We start from the raw sequence: 14,679 nt of genomic DNA, 5'->3' as shown, positions 1-14,679 counted from the left end.
CACCCTTCCTCAGTGTCTGGCCGGTTGGTGGCAGGTGACCGCGGACCGACCCGCGGTCACCTGCCGCTGCGATGTCCGACGCTGGCGTCAGTGTGCGGCGGGGTCGAGCATCGTCTGCCAGGCACCGTAGCCGCCGAGCAGGTCGGAGACGTCCGGCCGGCCGGCGTTGCGCAGCAGGCTGGCCGCGACGGAGGAGCGGTACCCGCCGGCGCAGTGCACCACGACCGGCCGGTCCGCCGGGACCTCGTCGAGGCGGCGGGTCAGCTCGGCGAGCGGGATGTGCAGTGACCCGGCGACGGCGCCCTGCTCGCGTTCGCCGGCGTTGCGCACGTCGAGGACCACCGGCGGCTCGGTGCGGTCGAGCGCGTCGCGCAGCTCGGTCGCGGTGAGCCGGCTGCCCGGGGTCATCTCGGACGCCAGTTCGACCAGCGCCGTCTCCGCGTCGCGGAGGTAACCGGCCACCTGGTCGAAGCCGATCCGGGCGAGCCGTACGACGATCTCCTCCGCCCGGTCCTGCGGCGCCACGACCAGCACCTTGCGGTCCGGCGCGACCACGCTGCCGGCGGTCTCGGCGAACCGGCCGTCGGCCGGGATGTTGATCGCCCCGGTCAGGTGTCCGGCGGCGAACTCCTGCGGGTCGCGGACGTCGAGCACGACCGCGCCCTCGGCGCGGGCCTGGGCGAACTCGCCGGTGGTGAGCGGACGAGCCGCGGCGGTGGAGTCGAACAGTTGGCGCGCCTTGCGGTTGAGCACGGCGTCGAAGGCGAAGTAGCCCGGCGCCGAGGGCTGGCCGCCGGTGACCAGGGCGAGGAACTGCTCCTGGCTCATCGGGGCGCAGGCGTAGTTGGTGCGGCGCTGCTCGCCGATGGTGGACTGCCGCTCGGTGGACAGGTTCTTGCCGCAGGCCGAGCCGGCGCCGTGGGCGGGGAAGACCCGCACCTCGCCGGGGAGACCCATCAGCTTGCGTTGCACGCTGTCGTAGAGCATCGCGCCCAGTTCATCGGCGGTGACGCCGAAGGAGGCGAGCAGGTCGGGCCGGCCGACGTCGCCGATGAACAGGGCGTCGCCGGTCATCACCCCGTACGGCACCGGGTCGTCGGCGTGCTCGTACACCAGCACGCTGACCGACTCCGGGGTGTGGCCCGGGGTTTCCATGATCTCCAGCGTCACGTCACCGAGGCTGATCCGCTCACCGTCGTGGAGCTTGCGGATCGGGTATTCGGTCTCGGCGCGGTGCCCGTAGCCGATCCACGCGCCGGTCGCGTCGGCGACCTCGAGGTGGCCGGCGAGGAAGTCGGCGTGGAAGTGCGTGTTGATGACGCCTTCGATGGTCAGCCCGTGCGCCCGCGCGTCGGTCAGGTACTCGCCGATGTCGCGGCGCGGGTCGACCAGCACGGCGCGGCCGGTGCTCTCGTCGGCAATCAGGTAGGACGCCTGGGACAGGCAGTCCAGGTAGTACTGGGTGAACAACATGGTGCCGAACTCCTTCGCAGCGATGACCAGCGATGCACTAACCATAGCGCATACCCCCGGGGGTATCCCTCGGGTCCAAGGTACCGTCATCGCCGGCCGTGCGGATTGGCGCCGGTGATCCAGGCGGTTCGTGACCTCGATACCGCGGCTGGGGTACGGGCGATCGCCCGTACCCCAGCCGTTTCTCATCCGGAGAGGGCGTCCAGCGCCGCCTGCAGCCGCCGGGTCGCCTCGTCGGCCACCCCCCGCAGGTCGGCGGCGTCACTCAGCCGCACCATCACCTGCGGATCGAGCGCCTGCACCAGCGTGGCGTCCGGCCCGTCGGCGCGCACCACGACGTTGCAGGGCAGGAGGGGGCCGATGTTCCGGTCGGCCTCCACGGCCCGGTGGGCCAGCGGCGGGTTGCAGGCGCCGAGGATGACGTACTCCTCGAGCTCGACCCCGAGCTTCTCGCGCAGCGTGGCCCGCATGTCGATCTCGGTCAGCACGCCGAAGCCCTGGTCCTTCAGTGCCGCCCGCACCCGCTCGACGGTCGGGGTGAATTCGGCGGGCAGCCGGACGGTCATTGCGTAGCTCATGCTCTGCTCTCCCTCAGCTGAGATGGTGCGGAATGTGGGGAATGCACCGTCGACCCTCAGGGTTGACGATACCCATGGGGGTATCCCACTAGCGAGCTGGTACCCCCTGGGGTATGGTTGATGCGGAGGTGGTCATGAAGCTTCGACCGGAGATGACGTCGGATGCGCTGACCCGGCTCAAGCGGGCCCGTGGGCAGCTCAACGCGGTCATCGAGATGATGGAGAGCGGTCAGGACTGCCGCGAGGCGCTGACCCAGCTTGCCGCCGTGTCGAAGGCGATCGACCGGGCGGGCTACAAGATCATTGCATCAGGCATGCGGCATTGTGAGGCTGCCCGCGAACGTGGCGAGGCGCCGGAGATGACCGAGGAGGAGCTGGAGAAGCTCTTCCTGGCCCTCGCCTGAGACGCAACGGCGCCGCCCACGCCGCGTAGCCGGGGCGTGGGCGGGTAACCGCGCGCAGGTCAAGAGCGGGGCGGCAGTGTGTCTCCCACATACCCCCCCGGGTATGCAGGCTTTAGAAGACGTCGGAAGGAGCACGTCACATGGCAGTCGAGGTTTCCGTCATCGCGACGTCCTCGCTCGGCGATCGCAGCTACCTCGCCTCGGACGGGCAGGTGGCGATCGTGGTCGACCCCCAGCGCGACATTGACCGCGTCATGTACCTGGCGGGGGAGAAGGGCGTCCGCATCACCCATGTGGTGGAGACGCACATCCACAACGACTATGTCTCCGGCGGGCTGGAGCTCGCCCGGATCACCGGCGCCCACTACCTGGTGGCCGCGGCCGACGAGGTCGGCTTCGACCGCATGCCGGTCTCCGACGGCGACCAGGTGGCCGTCTCCGATTCGCTGCGGCTGCGGGTGATCGCCACGCCGGGTCACACCTTCCACCACCTGTCGTACGTCCTGGATGAGGCCACCGACGGCGGGTGGCAGCCGGTCGGTGTCTTCACCGGCGGGTCGCTGCTGTTCGGCACCACCGGCCGGACCGACCTGCTCGGCCAGCAGCACGCCCACGAACTGGCCCACCACCAGCACGCCTCGGCGAAGCGGCTGGCTGATCTGTTGCCCGACGGGGCGCAGGTGTGGCCGACGCACGGGTTCGGCAGCTTTTGCTCGGCCAGCCAGGCCGACGCCCCGGAGTCGACCATCGGCCGGGAGAAGGAGAAGAACCAGGTCCTGCGGCTGGCCGCGGACGACTTCGTCACCGAGACCCTCGCCGGTCTCGACGCCTACCCGGCGTACTACGCCCACATGGGCGTGGCGAACTTCGCCGGTCCGGCCCCGGTCGACCTCACCCCGGTGACCCGCGCCGACGCCGCCGAACTGCGCGAGCGGATGGCCGACGGGCAGTGGGTGGTGGACCTACGGCACCGCAAGGCGTACGCCGCCTCGCACCTCGCCGGCACGGTCAGCCTCGGCCTCGACGGCCCGATGTCGACCTGGCTCGGCTGGCTGATCGACTGGGGCGTGCCGATCACCCTGCTCGCCGAGACGCCGGAGCAGGTCGCCGACGCCCAACGCGAGCTGGTCCGCATCGGTATCGACCGCCCGGCCGCGCAGGCCACCGGCGAGGCCGAGCAGTGGGCGGCCGAGCCCGGTCAGCTCCGCGAGCTGCGAATGACCGACTTCCCGGCCCTCGCGGCGGCCCGCGCCGGCCAGGTCCCCGCCGGCCTGCCCGCCGCGGACGTGGTCCTCGACGTGCGGATGACCAACGAGTGGCGGACCAGCCACATCGACGGCGCCGTGCACATCCCGCTGCCCGACCTGCCCGAGCGGCTGGCCGACGTACCGGCCGGCGCCGTCTGGGTGCACTGCGGCTCCGGCTACCGGGCCACCGCAGCAGCCTCCCTGCTGGCGAACGCCGGCCGCGAGGTGGTCGTCATCGACGACAAGTTCAACCAGGCCGAGGACGCCGGCCTGGAAATGGTCACCGACGCCTGACCCGAACAAGCGCGACCACCGGCCGGCGCCGTCCGGCGCCGGCCGGCATCCCCCTGCCCTTACCTGTAGCACTTCGTCCGTGAAAGAGGAGAAATGAGCACTTCCGAGACTGCCCGCCCCGCCACCCTCGACGCCGCCAGCCTGCGCGAGCTGATCGACTCCGGCCACGCGCCGCGCCTGCTGGACGTGCGTACCCCGGCGGAGTTCGAGACCTCGCACATCCCCGGGTCCTACAACGTGCCGCTTGATCTGCTCAAGGAGCACCGGGAGGAGCTGCGCAACCACCTGGACGAGGACGTCGTGCTGATCTGCCGCTCCGGCGCCCGCGCCACCCAGGCCGAGCAGACCCTGGCCGGGGTCGGCCTGCCGAACCTGAAGGTCCTCAACGGCGGCATCATGGCCTGGCAGGCGGCCAACGCGCCGATCAAGCAGGGCGCCCCCCGCTGGGACCTGGAGCGTCAGGTCCGCCTCGTCGCCGGCTCGATCGTGCTGGTCAGCGTCCTCGGCTCGGTGTTCGTGCCGCAGCTGAAGTGGGCGGCCGGATTCATCGGCGCCGGCCTCACCTTCGCCGCGGTCACCAACACCTGCGCCATGGGGATGATGCTCGGCAAGCTGCCCTACAACCGGGGCGCCAGCTGCGACCTGGACACCATCGTCGGCCAGCTGCGCGAAAGCACCGGGGGGCGGGCATGACCGCGACCCTGGCACTGACGATCGGACTGGCCGTCCTGATCGGCGTCAGCCTCGGGCTGCTCGGTGGCGGCGGGTCGATCCTCGCCGTACCGCTGCTGGTCTACGTCGCCGACCTGCCCGCCAAGGAGGCCATCGCGACCTCGCTGCTCGTCGTCGGCGCCACCAGCGCGGTGGGCGTCATTCCGCACGCCCGGGCCCACCGGGTGCGCTGGCGCACCGGCCTGATCTTCGGCTTCGCCGGCATGACCGGCGCCTACGCCGGCGGCCGGCTGGCCGAGTTCATCCCGGCCGGGTACCTGCTCACCGGGTTCGCCGTGATGATGCTGGCCACCGCGGTCGCGATGATCCGCGGCCGCCGCGGCGCCGAGGGCAAGCCCGTGCCGCACGAGCTGCCGGTGTTCCGCGTGATCATCGACGGCGTGGTGGTCGGCCTGGTCACCGGCCTCGTTGGCGCCGGCGGCGGTTTCCTGGTGGTACCCGCCCTGGCCCTGCTCGGTGGCCTGCCGATGCCGGTCGCGGTCGGCACCTCGCTGGTGGTCATCGCGATGAAGTCCTTCGCCGGCCTGGCCGGCTACCTGTCCAGCGTCCACATCAACTGGGGCCTGGCCGCCGCCGTCACCGCAGCCGCCATCATCGGCAGCTTCGCCGGCGGGCGGCTCGCCGGACGGATCCCCGCCGACATCCTGCGCAAGTCGTTCGGCTGGTTCGTCGTGGTGATGGGCGTCTTCGTCCTCGCCCAGCAGCTGCCCGCAGAGCTGCGGACCAACCCGCTGCTCTGGACCGGCCTCGGTGTTGCCGCCGCGATCACCGTGGCGGTGACCGTGCTGCGTGGCCGGAGGAAGCCGGGACCGCAGAGCGAGACGGTCACCCCGGCACCGGTCGGATCGTCGTCTCGCCACTGACCCACCGCCACCACGAGGGGCGCCCCGCAGATGGGGCGCTCCTCGCTCATCTCGTGACGTTGACCGGCGCGCGCCGCTGGCACCGCCACCCCGCCGCGCTTGCGCCACTGGGCCGACAGGACGCGAGCGACGGGTGACGTCGTCAATCACATCAGACCCGCTGTCTATCGCCTGCCCGGCCGCCCGGCCCAGGTCCTGGTCACCAGCGCCGCAGTCGACGCCCGCACCGCGTTCGGTCAGAGCAGGTCGATGGAGACTGTCGGCGGCGAGGCCAGGGTGTTGTGCACCGTGCAGTGCGACGCCACAGCCAGCAACGCCGGCCCCCGCGTCTCCGGAAATCCTTCCGGCAGCCGAATGGAGAGCCGAATGTCGGCCACCCGGGCCGGGCGATCGGCGGCCATCCGGTAGCTGACCGATACGCCCAGACCATCACGGCTCAATCCGTGACGGGTCAGGTACCGGCCGGCGTAGAACGCCACGCAGGTGGCCAACGACGCGACGAGCAGCTCCGTGGGCGTCGGTGCCTCGTCGTCACCGCCCGCATCGGAGGGTTGGTCCACCAGCATCCGGTGTCCCCGTACCGCGAACTCATAGGATTCCCCAGCCGCGAAGCGGACGTCCACCGTCCCGACGTCCTCGCCTGCGGCCTGCACGGGTGCCTGGCTCATGACCGCTCCTCTCGACGTGTGCCTCATCAGCCAACACCCGTGGCCAGCATCAGAGGTAGATCCGGCTGGCCCTGACAACGGGACCTTGGGCCTTGCCACCGAGGGCGCGACCGCTCAAGCTGACGCCCCTTCAAGAGCACGATCGTCGGCGGCGTCGCGGGCGCTGGCAAGACGAGTCGTGGCTCGATTTCTGCCCGGCTTGCCAACACGCCTTGAGTGTCGGCCCTGATCAGCGCCGCTGCGCGCTCTTTCGAAAACGGCGACCGGACAGCGGCCGGTGGAAGAGGGGCCCCAGCGTGCAGATGTCGAGTATGCCGGTGGCCACCGGCAACAGGCCGACCACAGCCAACAGCCACCACCAGCCGCCGAGCGATGCGCCGATGATGATCATCACCAGCCCGACGAGGACGCGTGCGACCCGGCCGGGCTGGGAGTAGAGGAAGCGCAGGATCGGCATCATGGCGGCTCCCCGCAGAGCGATCGGAAGACGTGTCCACCTCGGCTCAACCTACCCCTGCGGCACGCGGCCCCGGGCCTCGTTGACCCGTCCTGGCCTGGCTGAGTTACTCGCGCCGGCCTGCGGCAGCGCCGCTCAGCGGGCCTTCTTCGTCGGCCGCTTGCGGGGCGGTGTCAACAGGTCGGCGATCGCCGCGATCGCGGACGGCACCAGGCGGTAGTACGCCCAGACGCCGCGCTTCTCGCGCTCGAGCAGGCCGGCCTCGGTGAGGATCCGGAGGTGATGACTCACGGTCGGCTGGGAGAGACCGAGCGGCGCGGTGAGGTCACTCACCGACGCCTCGCCCTCCGGAGCGGACTGGATCAGACTGAGCAGTCGTAGCCGGGCCGGGTCGGCGAATGCCTTCAGCACTCCCGCGAGCCGCTCGGCATCGGCACGCTTAATCGGCTCGCCAGCAAGCGGCGAGATGGCAGGCATAGCCGTTTTCGCAGTTCCCACGTCTTGCATAGTTCCATCAACACGATGGACAGGCCGGTGGAACGAGGACCGGGTCACCGTCAGTTTGCGGGAAGCGAGCCGGATGACCGGGGGTACGGCGGCCGCCGCGCTCGTCGAGCGGGTCACCACCGCCCTGACCGGCGGCAGCGTCCTGCTCGCCCTGGCGCTCCTCGTCGCGGCGCTCATCGGCCGACCCCGTCGGGCGAACCCGCCCCGGGCGCAGGCCACGGCGAGCCGCTCGCCCTCCGCGCGGACGGCGTCCGTGGCGGCCCTGTCGCAGTAGAGGGGAGTCTTGTCTGGTCACTCTGGCGCGAGATCTTGACTCCTGGTCTCCTCAGGTGATCATGGCTTGGTGACCGAGACTGTCGTGGAGATCCACGTTCCGCTGCGGGCGACGCCGGGGCTTGCGAGCAACGCCTACCCGTTTCCCTGGATCGAGGACGTCGAGGCGTTCCTGGTCGCCGTGGAGGGCCGGGGCGAGGCGGAGGTGTACGACGACGGCGAGGAGTACGGGGGGTCTACGTCTTCTTCGTCACCGGGGCGGACGAAGACAGCCTGCTCGCCGTCGCGTCCCGGGCAGCGAAGCTCGACCGTGTTCCCGCCGGAGCCTTCGCCATGGTCACCCACGACGAAGCAGACGAGTTCGGCCAGGCGCGGCGGGTCGACCTTCCGTTGCCCTGACGGCCGATTGCTCACCTTCGGGCCGTACGGATCTCACCGGGCATGGACGAGCGCCCAGTCCAGCACCTCGTCGGCGATCTGCTGCCAACCGGGCTGGGCGGGCAGCAGGTGGGCGTAGCCGCGGTATTCCCGGTGTTCGGTGACGGTGTCCGAGGTGTAGTGCCGCGCGTTGGACTCCTGCACTGCCGGCGGCATGAGGTGGTCCTCCGAACCGGAGACGAACAGCAGCGGCGCCCGGTCGTCGTTGCCGTAGTCGACCCAGGTGTCCTGGTGGCCGGGCTGGAAGTTGGCCAGCACGCCGCCCCAGAGGATGCCGCCGTTGGCCGGTACGGCGTACCGCTCGTAGGTTGCCCGCGCGTCGGAGTCGGGGAACGTGTTGGTGAAGGCGTACTTCCACTGCTCGAAGGTGAGTGGGACCGCGCGGTGCCGGTTGGCCGGGTCCCTGAGCACCGGGAACGTCGACTTCAGCTGGGACAGCGGCGTCACCCGCACGCCCTCGGTCGGGGCGGAGTTCATCGCCACGCCGGCTGCGCCGAGGCCGCGGTCGAGCAGGAGCTGGGTGAACGCGCCGCCGGCCGAGTGACCGATGATGATCGGCGGCTCGGGCAGCGCCCGGACCACCTCCTCGAGGTGCGCGACGATCCTCGGCACGGTCAGTTCGAGGATCGGCGTCGGGTCGGCGTTGAGCGCCTCCACCTCGGCCTCGAAGCCCGGATACGCGGGCGCCACCACGCGGTGCCCCCGGCTCTCGTAGTGGCTCACCCAGTTCTCCCAGCTCCGGGGCGTCACCCAGAACCCGTGGACCAGGACGATGGGCTTCATGCGGCGTACCCCCTGAGGGCGGTGGGCGGTCCTCCCTCGCACGGTACGACGCGCCCGTCGCGCCCGTGGCCGATCCGGTGGGGCCGGCGGGGACGCGGCGGACCGCGATCGCCGGCGCGCGTTCGGGCGAATCGGGGAGCCTGGTCAGCCGGCGGTCGCGAGCAGTCGACCACGGGCCTCGACGGTCTTCAGCCGCCGTCGACCATGGCCCAGACGGTCTTGCCGTCGCCGAAGGGGAAGAAGCCCCAGTCGGCGGCGAGCGCCGCGACGATCGGTAGACCGCGCCCGCCCTCGATGACCGGGCCCGGCTCGGTCGCGACGGCCGGGCGCGGCGACCCCGCGGCCCGGTCCCGGACGCTGATCCGCAGCGCGCCCGCGACGGCGACGGTGGCGATGTCGACGTCGGTGCCGGCGTGCTGCACGGCGTTGCTGATCAGTTCCGAGGCGACGACCATGGCCCGGTCGACCAGCGCGTCGAGGCCCCGGGCGGCACAGTGCGCGGCGACCAGGCGGCGGGCGGCGGCGGGTGACCGGGGGTCGGCGGGCAGGCAGAGGTGGGCCCGGCGTGGGTCGGCCGACCCCCGCCCGACCAGGTCGTCGACGACACCGAGGACCGCGTGCCGGCTGAGGGTGGCCCGCAGCAGCCGGCCGGTGGGGGTGAGCGGGTTCGCCGCGACCATCAGCTCCGGACCCTCGTCCCGGTCGGCGGCCCACCGGGTGAGGAACGCGGCGACGGGGGCGGCCTCCGTCGTGGTCATGGCGTCGAGGTCGACCACCAGGGTCAGCGGGGCGTCGAGGCTGGCGCCGGCGAGCAGCGTCGCGAGGTGCGGCTCGGCCTCGGCGGGGAACCCGCCCGTCATCGTGACCCGCGTGCTCCCGCCGGGGAAGTCGCGGAGGATCGTCCAGTGCCGGGGTGCCACCAGGCGTCATCCGCCCTTCGACGAGCCGTAGATCGTGCCGGCCGGCGGGTTGCCCGGGCGACCCAGTGTCGCCGCCACCCCGGTGATCCGGAGGACCTCGGCGACGATTCCCCGGGCGTTGCGCAGGATCAGCACGCGTCCTCGCCGAGTGGCCAACCGGTGCACGTCGACCAACTCCTTCACCGCGCTCGAGTCGATCAGGGTGGTGTTGCGCAGGTCGACGATCACCCACTGCGAGGTGGTCGCCGCGAGGGTCGCTTCGACCAGCTCGAGCAAATGGCCCGAGAAGGACATGTCCAACTCGCCGGAGACGTGCAGCGTCCGGGGCGCCAGGCCCTCGCCGGAGGACCGGATGTGGAACACGAGGCCCTGCACCGCCCTTCCGCCCCGGGGATCCGACCCGACCGTCACCGTTACCTGCATGGATGCAGGTACCTTGTGCGGAGCTACGCTACCTGCCGGCCCCGTTCGGCCGGGTAGAGGGATTCGTCACCCTGCCGCGGGGGGTTCGCCGCGGTTGCGGGCGGGTATCGGTGTTCGTCCGCCCTGGTCCGCTCCCAGCGGCGCCACCACTCCCGTTCGGGCAGCTCCCCGGCGGCCACCACGATCGCGTCGATCAGCTCGATGGTGGTCCGCGGGCGGCCGGCATCGGCGGCTCGCAGCAGTCGGCGCAGCTCGTCGGTCCGGTACCGCATGACGTCGCCGACCAGGGTCCGGCCGGCGTCGGTCAGGGTGAGCCAGGCGACCCGCCGGTCGACGGGCCGATGATGGCGGGCGACCAGGCCGCGGCGTACCAGCCGGTCGCAGGTGCGGGTGGCCGTGGACGGGTGCACGTGCAGGGCGCCGGCCAGGTCGACCGTGCGCAGCGGCGCGCGGGAGGCCAGAATGACCAGGGTCCGGAACTGCGACAGCGTCACCTCGACGTCCATCGCGGCGAGAGTGCGGGCGGTGATCCCGACGACCGCCCGGCTGAGCGCCGCGAGGCCGTCCACCAGCTCGTCGTCCGCCGCCCCGGCCGCACCATGAAGGTCCATCCGGAAATGATTGCATGGGTGCAGGTAAACGGGCCTCCGGCAGTCAGGACGTCTGCGTCGGCTCCGCTCCCGGCACGCCACCGGCCGACTCGGTCGGCGTGGGATCGCCAGGGGGCGCGGTCGTCTCGACGGGGCCGGGGGTCTGGGTCGGCGCCTCGGTCGGGGTCGGCGTGGGCGCGTCCGGCGTCCGCGCGGGCGGCAACGGGGCCGAGCTGCCGCGTGAGGACGGCGACGGATCCGCTGTCGGCGTGGCACCGGCGTCGCCGCCCCCGGACGGTCGCTGCCCGGTGCTGGCGTCCCTGCGCCGGCCGCGCGGCGTGCCGTCTCCCGACGCCGGCTCGCCCGGACCGGCCTCCGGGGCCTCGTCGCCGGCCGGCTTGGCGCCCGTGGTCGTGGTCGTGGTCGTGGAGACGATCGACGTCGACGCCCGTCCGCAGGGTGTGCCGTTGAGCGCGAAGTCCGTCGGCTCGCCCTCGCCGGTGCCGTAGCGGCCGCGCAGGCCGATCGTGGCCGTGCCGTCGGAGCCCGTGCGGGCCACGTCGATGGTGACGCTGTCCGCCCGCTGCTCCAGGCGCACCGCCCCGCTGCTGGCGACCAGCCGCTGCCCGGCGGGAACCGCGAACGAGACGAGCCACCGCCCGGGCGTCCGCGCACCGGCCTCGGTCACGGTGAGCTCGGCGGTGAACGAGCCGTCGGGGGAGCGGTACGCGTCGTACCGGGCGGTGCAGCCGGGCGCCGGCGAGCCGGGCTGGCCGCCCGCACCCTCGGCGGCGTCGTTGGTGGAGGTCAGCCCGGGTAGTTGAGCGGCGAGCACGGCGGTCAGCGCGGTCGCCGGCACGGCCGCCATCAGCAGCCCCTGCCGGACCCCCCGACGCCGCCCCCGCGCCGGGCCGAAGACCGGCGACCGCGCCAGCGACAGGGACCGGCTCCCCGACGGGGAGAGCCGGGTGGTGAGTGCCTCCGGCGCGCCGGCCCGGGGCGCGACCGGTGCGACCGCCGCCGGCAGCCGACCCGCCGATACCTCGGCCAGCAGCGTGGCGGCCTCGGCGCTGCTCGGCCGGTCCGCCGGCTCCGGCGACAGGCACTGCCGCCGCAGCTGGTCGACCGCCGCCGGCAGGCCCGGCACGTCGATGTCGGAGAGGATGTCGGCCAGGTGGTCCCGGGCGAACAGCTCGGTGAGCGTGGCGCCCCGGCGCAGCGGCCGGCCGGTGAGGCACTCGTGCAGCAGGAGTCCGAGGCCGTACACGTCGCTGGCGGGCGCTGCGGCGTCGCCGTTCACCTGCTCCGGGGCCATGTAGCGGGGGGTGCCGAGCACCTCGCCCTGCTCGCCGATGGACCGCTGGCCCACCGCCAGGGCGATGCCGAGATCCACCACCTTCACGCCGCGCGGAGAGAGCAGCACGTTGGCGGGCTTGACGTCCCGGTGCACCAGGCCCTCGGCGTGCGCGGCGGCGAGCGCGGCCGCCACGTCGGCGCAGACCCGGACCGCCTGCGGCCAGTCCAGCGCGCCGTCGGCACGCAGCCGGGCGGCGAGCGTCTCGCCCAGGACGAACTCCATCACCAGGTACGGGGTGCGCCGGTAGCCGCCCACCCGGGTCTCGCCGTAGTCGTAGACGTTGGCGATGTGCGGGTGGTTGAGCCGGGCGGCGGCGTACGCCTCGGCGCGGATCAGCTCCCGGGAGCGGCGATCGCTGGCCAGCTCCGGAGCCAGCAGCTTCACCGCGACGGTCCGGTGCAGCAGCTCATCCTCGGCCCGCCAGACGACGGCCATGCCGCCCTGGCCGACCGGCTCGACGAGCCGGTACCGCCCTCCCAGTACCCGCACGCTGCCACCCCCCTCGGCCCCTGGATCCTATGGCCTCCCGCGTCGCTCCGGGGTACCCCACCTGCCCGCCGGGGAAACGGTCGCGCCAGGTGTCATCAGCGCAGCACGCGCGGTCGCCCGGCGACCACCCCTTGTGGACGTCCGACGCCTCCTGCCAGGCGCTCAACGACTCGGCTGCACGGTGGCCGCCGCCGCGTCGGCGTACCGGGTGGGCGAGGCGATAGGGAAGACGGACCACGCCGCGGCGCGGCGCGGACGCCTATCCTGCCAGGGGTGACCACCGTCGATACGTACGTTGTCTGTGCCACGCCCCGCACCGGCAGCTCGCTGCTGCTCGGGCTGCTCGACTCCACCGGGGTGGCCGGCCACCCACAGGCGTACTTCCGGGCGCCCGACGAGCCGCTCTGGGCGGACCGGTGGGGGATCCCCCGACGACCGGACGGCGGCTTCGACTACGCCGAGTACGTCCGGGCCGCGCTGGCCGCCGGCCGGACCGCCAACGGGGTCTTCGGAGCGAAGCTGATGTGGGGGACGCTCGACGAGGTGCTCGAGAAGCTGGTCCGGGTCCATCCGGACCTCGCCGGCGACGACCTGCGGCTCTGGGAACGGGCCTTCGGCCGCACCCGCTTCGTCCACCTGCGCCGCGATGACGTGCTCGCCCAGGCGGTGTCCTGGGCGCGCGCCGAGCAGACCGGCCAGTGGTTCGTCGGTGGCAGCGGCGAGATCGGCGGCGGCGGCGCCACCGGCGAGGCGCCCCGCTTCGACCCCGCGGCGATCGAGGCGTACGCCCGGCTGGCCACCGCCCACGACGCGGCCTGGCGGCGGTGGTTCGCCGGCCACGACGTGCGGCCCCACCCGGTCCGCTACGAGGACCTCGCCGCCGACCCGGCCGGCGTCACCCGGGGCGTCCTGGACTTCCTCGGCCTCGAGCTGCCCGCCGGGCGGGTCGTCACGGCGCGGCACCGGCGCCAGGCCGACGACCTCAACCGGGAGTGGGTGGAGCGCTACCGGTCCCGGACCGCCGACGTCCACCCGGGCTGACCGGCCGGTCCACCGGGATCGGCCGGTTCCGCTGTGAGACAGTAGCCGGATCATGAGCCGTTACGGACTGTTGATCCTGCCCGCCAGCAACCGGGTGTACGCCCAGTCGGCCGTCGACCTGACCCGGGCCGAACTGACGATCTTCGGGGACTCGGTCCTCGGCGGGCGGATCGGGGACGTCGCAACCGCCACCGTCGGCGGGGCGCGCTACGTGACGTTCGAGGCGGACGGGCTGGACGCCCGGGACGCGGCGCTGCTGGGCAACCTCTCCTCGGCGTACGCGCTCTTCGAGTTCACCGGCGAGCTGATGCGCCCGGTGGAGCTGCACCGGCTGGACCGCTACGACGACGACCTGATCACCATCCAGAAGTACGCCGGCAAGACCAACGAGCAGTTCACCAAGCTGCTGCTAAACGTGACGCTGCTCGGCTCGGCCCGGGCCGGCGAGCTGCTGGACCGGCGGTTCCGGGTCCTCGACCCGCTCTGCGGTCGCGGCACCACCCTCAACCAGGCGCTGATGTACGGCTTCGACGCCGCCGGGGTGGACCGGGACCAGAAGGACTTCGAGGCGTACCAGGCGTTCATCACCACCTGGCTCAAGCGCAAGCGGATCAAGCACCGGGTACTGGAGTCCGGCCCGGTACGCCGGGAACGCAAGGTGGTCGGCAAGCGGCTGCGGGTCGAGATGGCGCCGACCAGGGAGGCGCACAAGGCCGGCGACGTGCAACTGCTGGACGTGGTCAGCGCCGACACCACCCGCTCCGGCGAGTTCTTCCGGCCCGGCAGCTTCGACCTCGTCGTGGCCGACGCCCCGTACGGCGTGCAGCACGGCAGCCGGACGGCGGAGACGGGCCTGGCCCGCGATCCGCTGGCGCTGCTGACCGCTGCCGCGCCGGTCTGGGCCGAGCTGCTACGACCCGGCGGCGCGCTCGGCATCTCGTGGAACACGTACGTCGCCAAGCGGGAGGACGCCGCCCGACGGCTGGCCGACGCCGGGCTGACCGTCCTGGACTCGGCGCCGTACCTGGGGCTGCGGCACCGGGTGGACCAGGCGATCGACCGCGACATCCTGGTCGCCCGCAAGCCCGACTGACAGAGCGGGCGCTGCGTGAGCGCGCCCCCGATCCGGTGGCGGCGGCCGG

General features: G+C 72.7%; 17 protein-coding genes. 7 read left to right on the top strand and 10 right to left on the bottom strand.

Features of this window, described 5'->3' with window-relative positions; translation table 11 throughout:
• Positions 1 to 87 precede the first annotated feature (87 nt).
• Positions 88 to 1,473 carry an MBL fold metallo-hydrolase gene (locus AC5RWQ_RS11085; RefSeq protein ID WP_494282718.1) on the bottom strand — a complete coding sequence of 462 codons (1,386 nt, stop codon included), beginning with the start codon at positions 1,471 to 1,473 and terminating at the stop codon, positions 88 to 90.
• 185 nt (positions 1,474 to 1,658) lie between these two features.
• Entirely contained in the window at positions 1,659 to 2,051 is a 393-nt protein-coding gene (locus tag AC5RWQ_RS11080; RefSeq protein WP_494282643.1) for a DUF302 domain-containing protein, read from the bottom strand.
• A gap of 134 nt (positions 2,052 to 2,185) precedes the next feature.
• Here AC5RWQ_RS11080 and AC5RWQ_RS11075 point away from each other — a divergent pair, with 134 nt between their 5' ends.
• The 4 genes from AC5RWQ_RS11075 to AC5RWQ_RS11060 all read left to right on the top strand — a co-directional run bounded on the left by AC5RWQ_RS11075 (position 2,186) and on the right by AC5RWQ_RS11060 (position 5,591).
• A complete protein-coding gene (locus AC5RWQ_RS11075; protein ID WP_355663428.1) occupies positions 2,186 to 2,455 on the top strand; it encodes a metal-sensitive transcriptional regulator in 270 nt (89 codons plus the stop codon).
• A 140-nt stretch (positions 2,456 to 2,595) separates the two neighbouring features.
• Positions 2,596 to 3,996: a rhodanese-like domain-containing protein gene (locus AC5RWQ_RS11070; protein WP_494282642.1), complete on the top strand. Its 1,401-nt coding sequence runs from the start codon at positions 2,596 to 2,598 to the stop codon at positions 3,994 to 3,996.
• Between the two features lie 93 nt (positions 3,997 to 4,089).
• Positions 4,090 to 4,689 (top strand): rhodanese-like domain-containing protein, encoded by a 600-nt coding sequence (locus AC5RWQ_RS11065; protein WP_494282641.1) that lies wholly within the window; start codon positions 4,090 to 4,092, stop codon positions 4,687 to 4,689.
• On the top strand, positions 4,686 to 5,591 hold the full coding sequence (locus AC5RWQ_RS11060; protein ID WP_494282640.1) for a sulfite exporter TauE/SafE family protein: 906 nt from the start codon (positions 4,686 to 4,688) through the stop codon (positions 5,589 to 5,591). The genes AC5RWQ_RS11065 and AC5RWQ_RS11060 overlap by 4 nt, the downstream gene beginning before the upstream one ends.
• A gap of 236 nt (positions 5,592 to 5,827) precedes the next feature.
• Here the strand turns inward: AC5RWQ_RS11060 and AC5RWQ_RS11055 are convergent, their stop codons facing one another.
• The 3 genes from AC5RWQ_RS11055 to AC5RWQ_RS11045 all read right to left on the bottom strand — a co-directional run bounded on the left by AC5RWQ_RS11055 (position 5,828) and on the right by AC5RWQ_RS11045 (position 7,223).
• Positions 5,828 to 6,259 carry an OsmC family protein gene (locus AC5RWQ_RS11055; RefSeq protein ID WP_494282639.1) on the bottom strand — a complete coding sequence of 144 codons (432 nt, stop codon included), beginning with the start codon at positions 6,257 to 6,259 and terminating at the stop codon, positions 5,828 to 5,830.
• A gap of 229 nt (positions 6,260 to 6,488) precedes the next feature.
• Positions 6,489 to 6,719, bottom strand: coding sequence for a YgaP family membrane protein (locus AC5RWQ_RS11050; RefSeq protein ID WP_494282638.1), 231 nt, complete (start codon positions 6,717 to 6,719; stop codon positions 6,489 to 6,491).
• 132 nt (positions 6,720 to 6,851) lie between these two features.
• Positions 6,852 to 7,223 (bottom strand): ArsR/SmtB family transcription factor, encoded by a 372-nt coding sequence (locus AC5RWQ_RS11045; protein WP_494282637.1) that lies wholly within the window; start codon positions 7,221 to 7,223, stop codon positions 6,852 to 6,854.
• A 73-nt stretch (positions 7,224 to 7,296) separates the two neighbouring features.
• Between AC5RWQ_RS11045 and AC5RWQ_RS11040 the strand changes: the two genes are divergently transcribed.
• Positions 7,297 to 7,497, top strand: a complete 201-nt coding sequence (locus tag AC5RWQ_RS11040; protein ID WP_494282636.1) for a hypothetical protein — start codon at positions 7,297 to 7,299, stop codon at positions 7,495 to 7,497.
• Between the two features lie 431 nt (positions 7,498 to 7,928).
• Here AC5RWQ_RS11040 and AC5RWQ_RS11035 read toward each other — a convergent pair whose 3' ends face one another.
• The 5 genes from AC5RWQ_RS11035 to AC5RWQ_RS11015 all read right to left on the bottom strand — a co-directional run bounded on the left by AC5RWQ_RS11035 (position 7,929) and on the right by AC5RWQ_RS11015 (position 12,496).
• Positions 7,929 to 8,717 (bottom strand): alpha/beta hydrolase, encoded by a 789-nt coding sequence (locus AC5RWQ_RS11035; protein ID WP_494282635.1) that lies wholly within the window; start codon positions 8,715 to 8,717, stop codon positions 7,929 to 7,931.
• A 188-nt stretch (positions 8,718 to 8,905) separates the two neighbouring features.
• The gene (locus tag AC5RWQ_RS11030; RefSeq protein ID WP_494282634.1) at positions 8,906 to 9,637 is read right to left on the bottom strand and encodes an ATP-binding protein; all 732 of its coding nucleotides are present in this window, start codon (positions 9,635 to 9,637) and stop codon (positions 8,906 to 8,908) included.
• Positions 9,638 to 9,643: 6 nt separating this feature from the next.
• Positions 9,644 to 10,012 (bottom strand): STAS domain-containing protein, encoded by a 369-nt coding sequence (locus AC5RWQ_RS11025; protein ID WP_494282633.1) that lies wholly within the window; start codon positions 10,010 to 10,012, stop codon positions 9,644 to 9,646.
• 71 nt (positions 10,013 to 10,083) lie between these two features.
• Entirely contained in the window at positions 10,084 to 10,671 is a 588-nt protein-coding gene (locus AC5RWQ_RS11020) for a MarR family winged helix-turn-helix transcriptional regulator (protein WP_494282632.1), read from the bottom strand.
• A 43-nt stretch (positions 10,672 to 10,714) separates the two neighbouring features.
• The gene (locus AC5RWQ_RS11015) at positions 10,715 to 12,496 is read right to left on the bottom strand and encodes a serine/threonine-protein kinase (RefSeq protein WP_494282631.1); all 1,782 of its coding nucleotides are present in this window, start codon (positions 12,494 to 12,496) and stop codon (positions 10,715 to 10,717) included.
• A gap of 273 nt (positions 12,497 to 12,769) precedes the next feature.
• On the opposite strand from AC5RWQ_RS11015, the gene AC5RWQ_RS11010 reads away from it, so the two are divergent.
• Both AC5RWQ_RS11010 and AC5RWQ_RS11005 read left to right on the top strand, forming a co-directional pair.
• Complete coding sequence (locus AC5RWQ_RS11010; protein WP_494282630.1) at positions 12,770 to 13,537, top strand: Stf0 family sulfotransferase; 768 nt, start codon at positions 12,770 to 12,772, stop codon at positions 13,535 to 13,537.
• A gap of 52 nt (positions 13,538 to 13,589) precedes the next feature.
• Complete coding sequence (locus tag AC5RWQ_RS11005; protein ID WP_494282629.1) at positions 13,590 to 14,630, top strand: TRM11 family SAM-dependent methyltransferase; 1,041 nt, start codon at positions 13,590 to 13,592, stop codon at positions 14,628 to 14,630.
• Positions 14,631 to 14,679 lie beyond the last annotated feature (49 nt).

It is taken from the genome of Micromonospora sp. BS32 (assembly GCF_059089345.1).
Note: the sequence above shows the minus strand (reverse complement) of the source record. Positions and strands in the feature narration are given on the sequence as shown.

What these genes read in the sequence shown, in the direction of transcription:
- AC5RWQ_RS11020 (WP_494282632.1), bottom strand. Translation starts at nt 10,671, where the DNA reads ATGGACCTTCATGGTGCGGCCGGGGCGGCGGACGACGAGCTGGTGGAC.
- AC5RWQ_RS11040 (WP_494282636.1), top strand. Translation starts at nt 7,297, where the DNA reads ATGACCGGGGGTACGGCGGCCGCCGCGCTCGTCGAGCGGGTCACCACC.
- AC5RWQ_RS11005 (WP_494282629.1), top strand. Translation starts at nt 13,590, where the DNA reads ATGAGCCGTTACGGACTGTTGATCCTGCCCGCCAGCAACCGGGTGTAC.
- AC5RWQ_RS11055 (WP_494282639.1), bottom strand. Translation starts at nt 6,259, where the DNA reads ATGAGCCAGGCACCCGTGCAGGCCGCAGGCGAGGACGTCGGGACGGTG.
- AC5RWQ_RS11075 (WP_355663428.1), top strand. Translation starts at nt 2,186, where the DNA reads ATGAAGCTTCGACCGGAGATGACGTCGGATGCGCTGACCCGGCTCAAG.
- AC5RWQ_RS11065 (WP_494282641.1), top strand. Translation starts at nt 4,090, where the DNA reads ATGAGCACTTCCGAGACTGCCCGCCCCGCCACCCTCGACGCCGCCAGC.
- AC5RWQ_RS11035 (WP_494282635.1), bottom strand. Translation starts at nt 8,717, where the DNA reads ATGAAGCCCATCGTCCTGGTCCACGGGTTCTGGGTGACGCCCCGGAGC.
- AC5RWQ_RS11050 (WP_494282638.1), bottom strand. Translation starts at nt 6,719, where the DNA reads ATGATGCCGATCCTGCGCTTCCTCTACTCCCAGCCCGGCCGGGTCGCA.
- AC5RWQ_RS11070 (WP_494282642.1), top strand. Translation starts at nt 2,596, where the DNA reads ATGGCAGTCGAGGTTTCCGTCATCGCGACGTCCTCGCTCGGCGATCGC.
- AC5RWQ_RS11085 (WP_494282718.1), bottom strand. Translation starts at nt 1,473, where the DNA reads ATGTTGTTCACCCAGTACTACCTGGACTGCCTGTCCCAGGCGTCCTAC.
- AC5RWQ_RS11045 (WP_494282637.1), bottom strand. Translation starts at nt 7,223, where the DNA reads ATGCAAGACGTGGGAACTGCGAAAACGGCTATGCCTGCCATCTCGCCG.
- AC5RWQ_RS11060 (WP_494282640.1), top strand. Translation starts at nt 4,686, where the DNA reads ATGACCGCGACCCTGGCACTGACGATCGGACTGGCCGTCCTGATCGGC.
- AC5RWQ_RS11080 (WP_494282643.1), bottom strand. Translation starts at nt 2,051, where the DNA reads ATGAGCTACGCAATGACCGTCCGGCTGCCCGCCGAATTCACCCCGACC.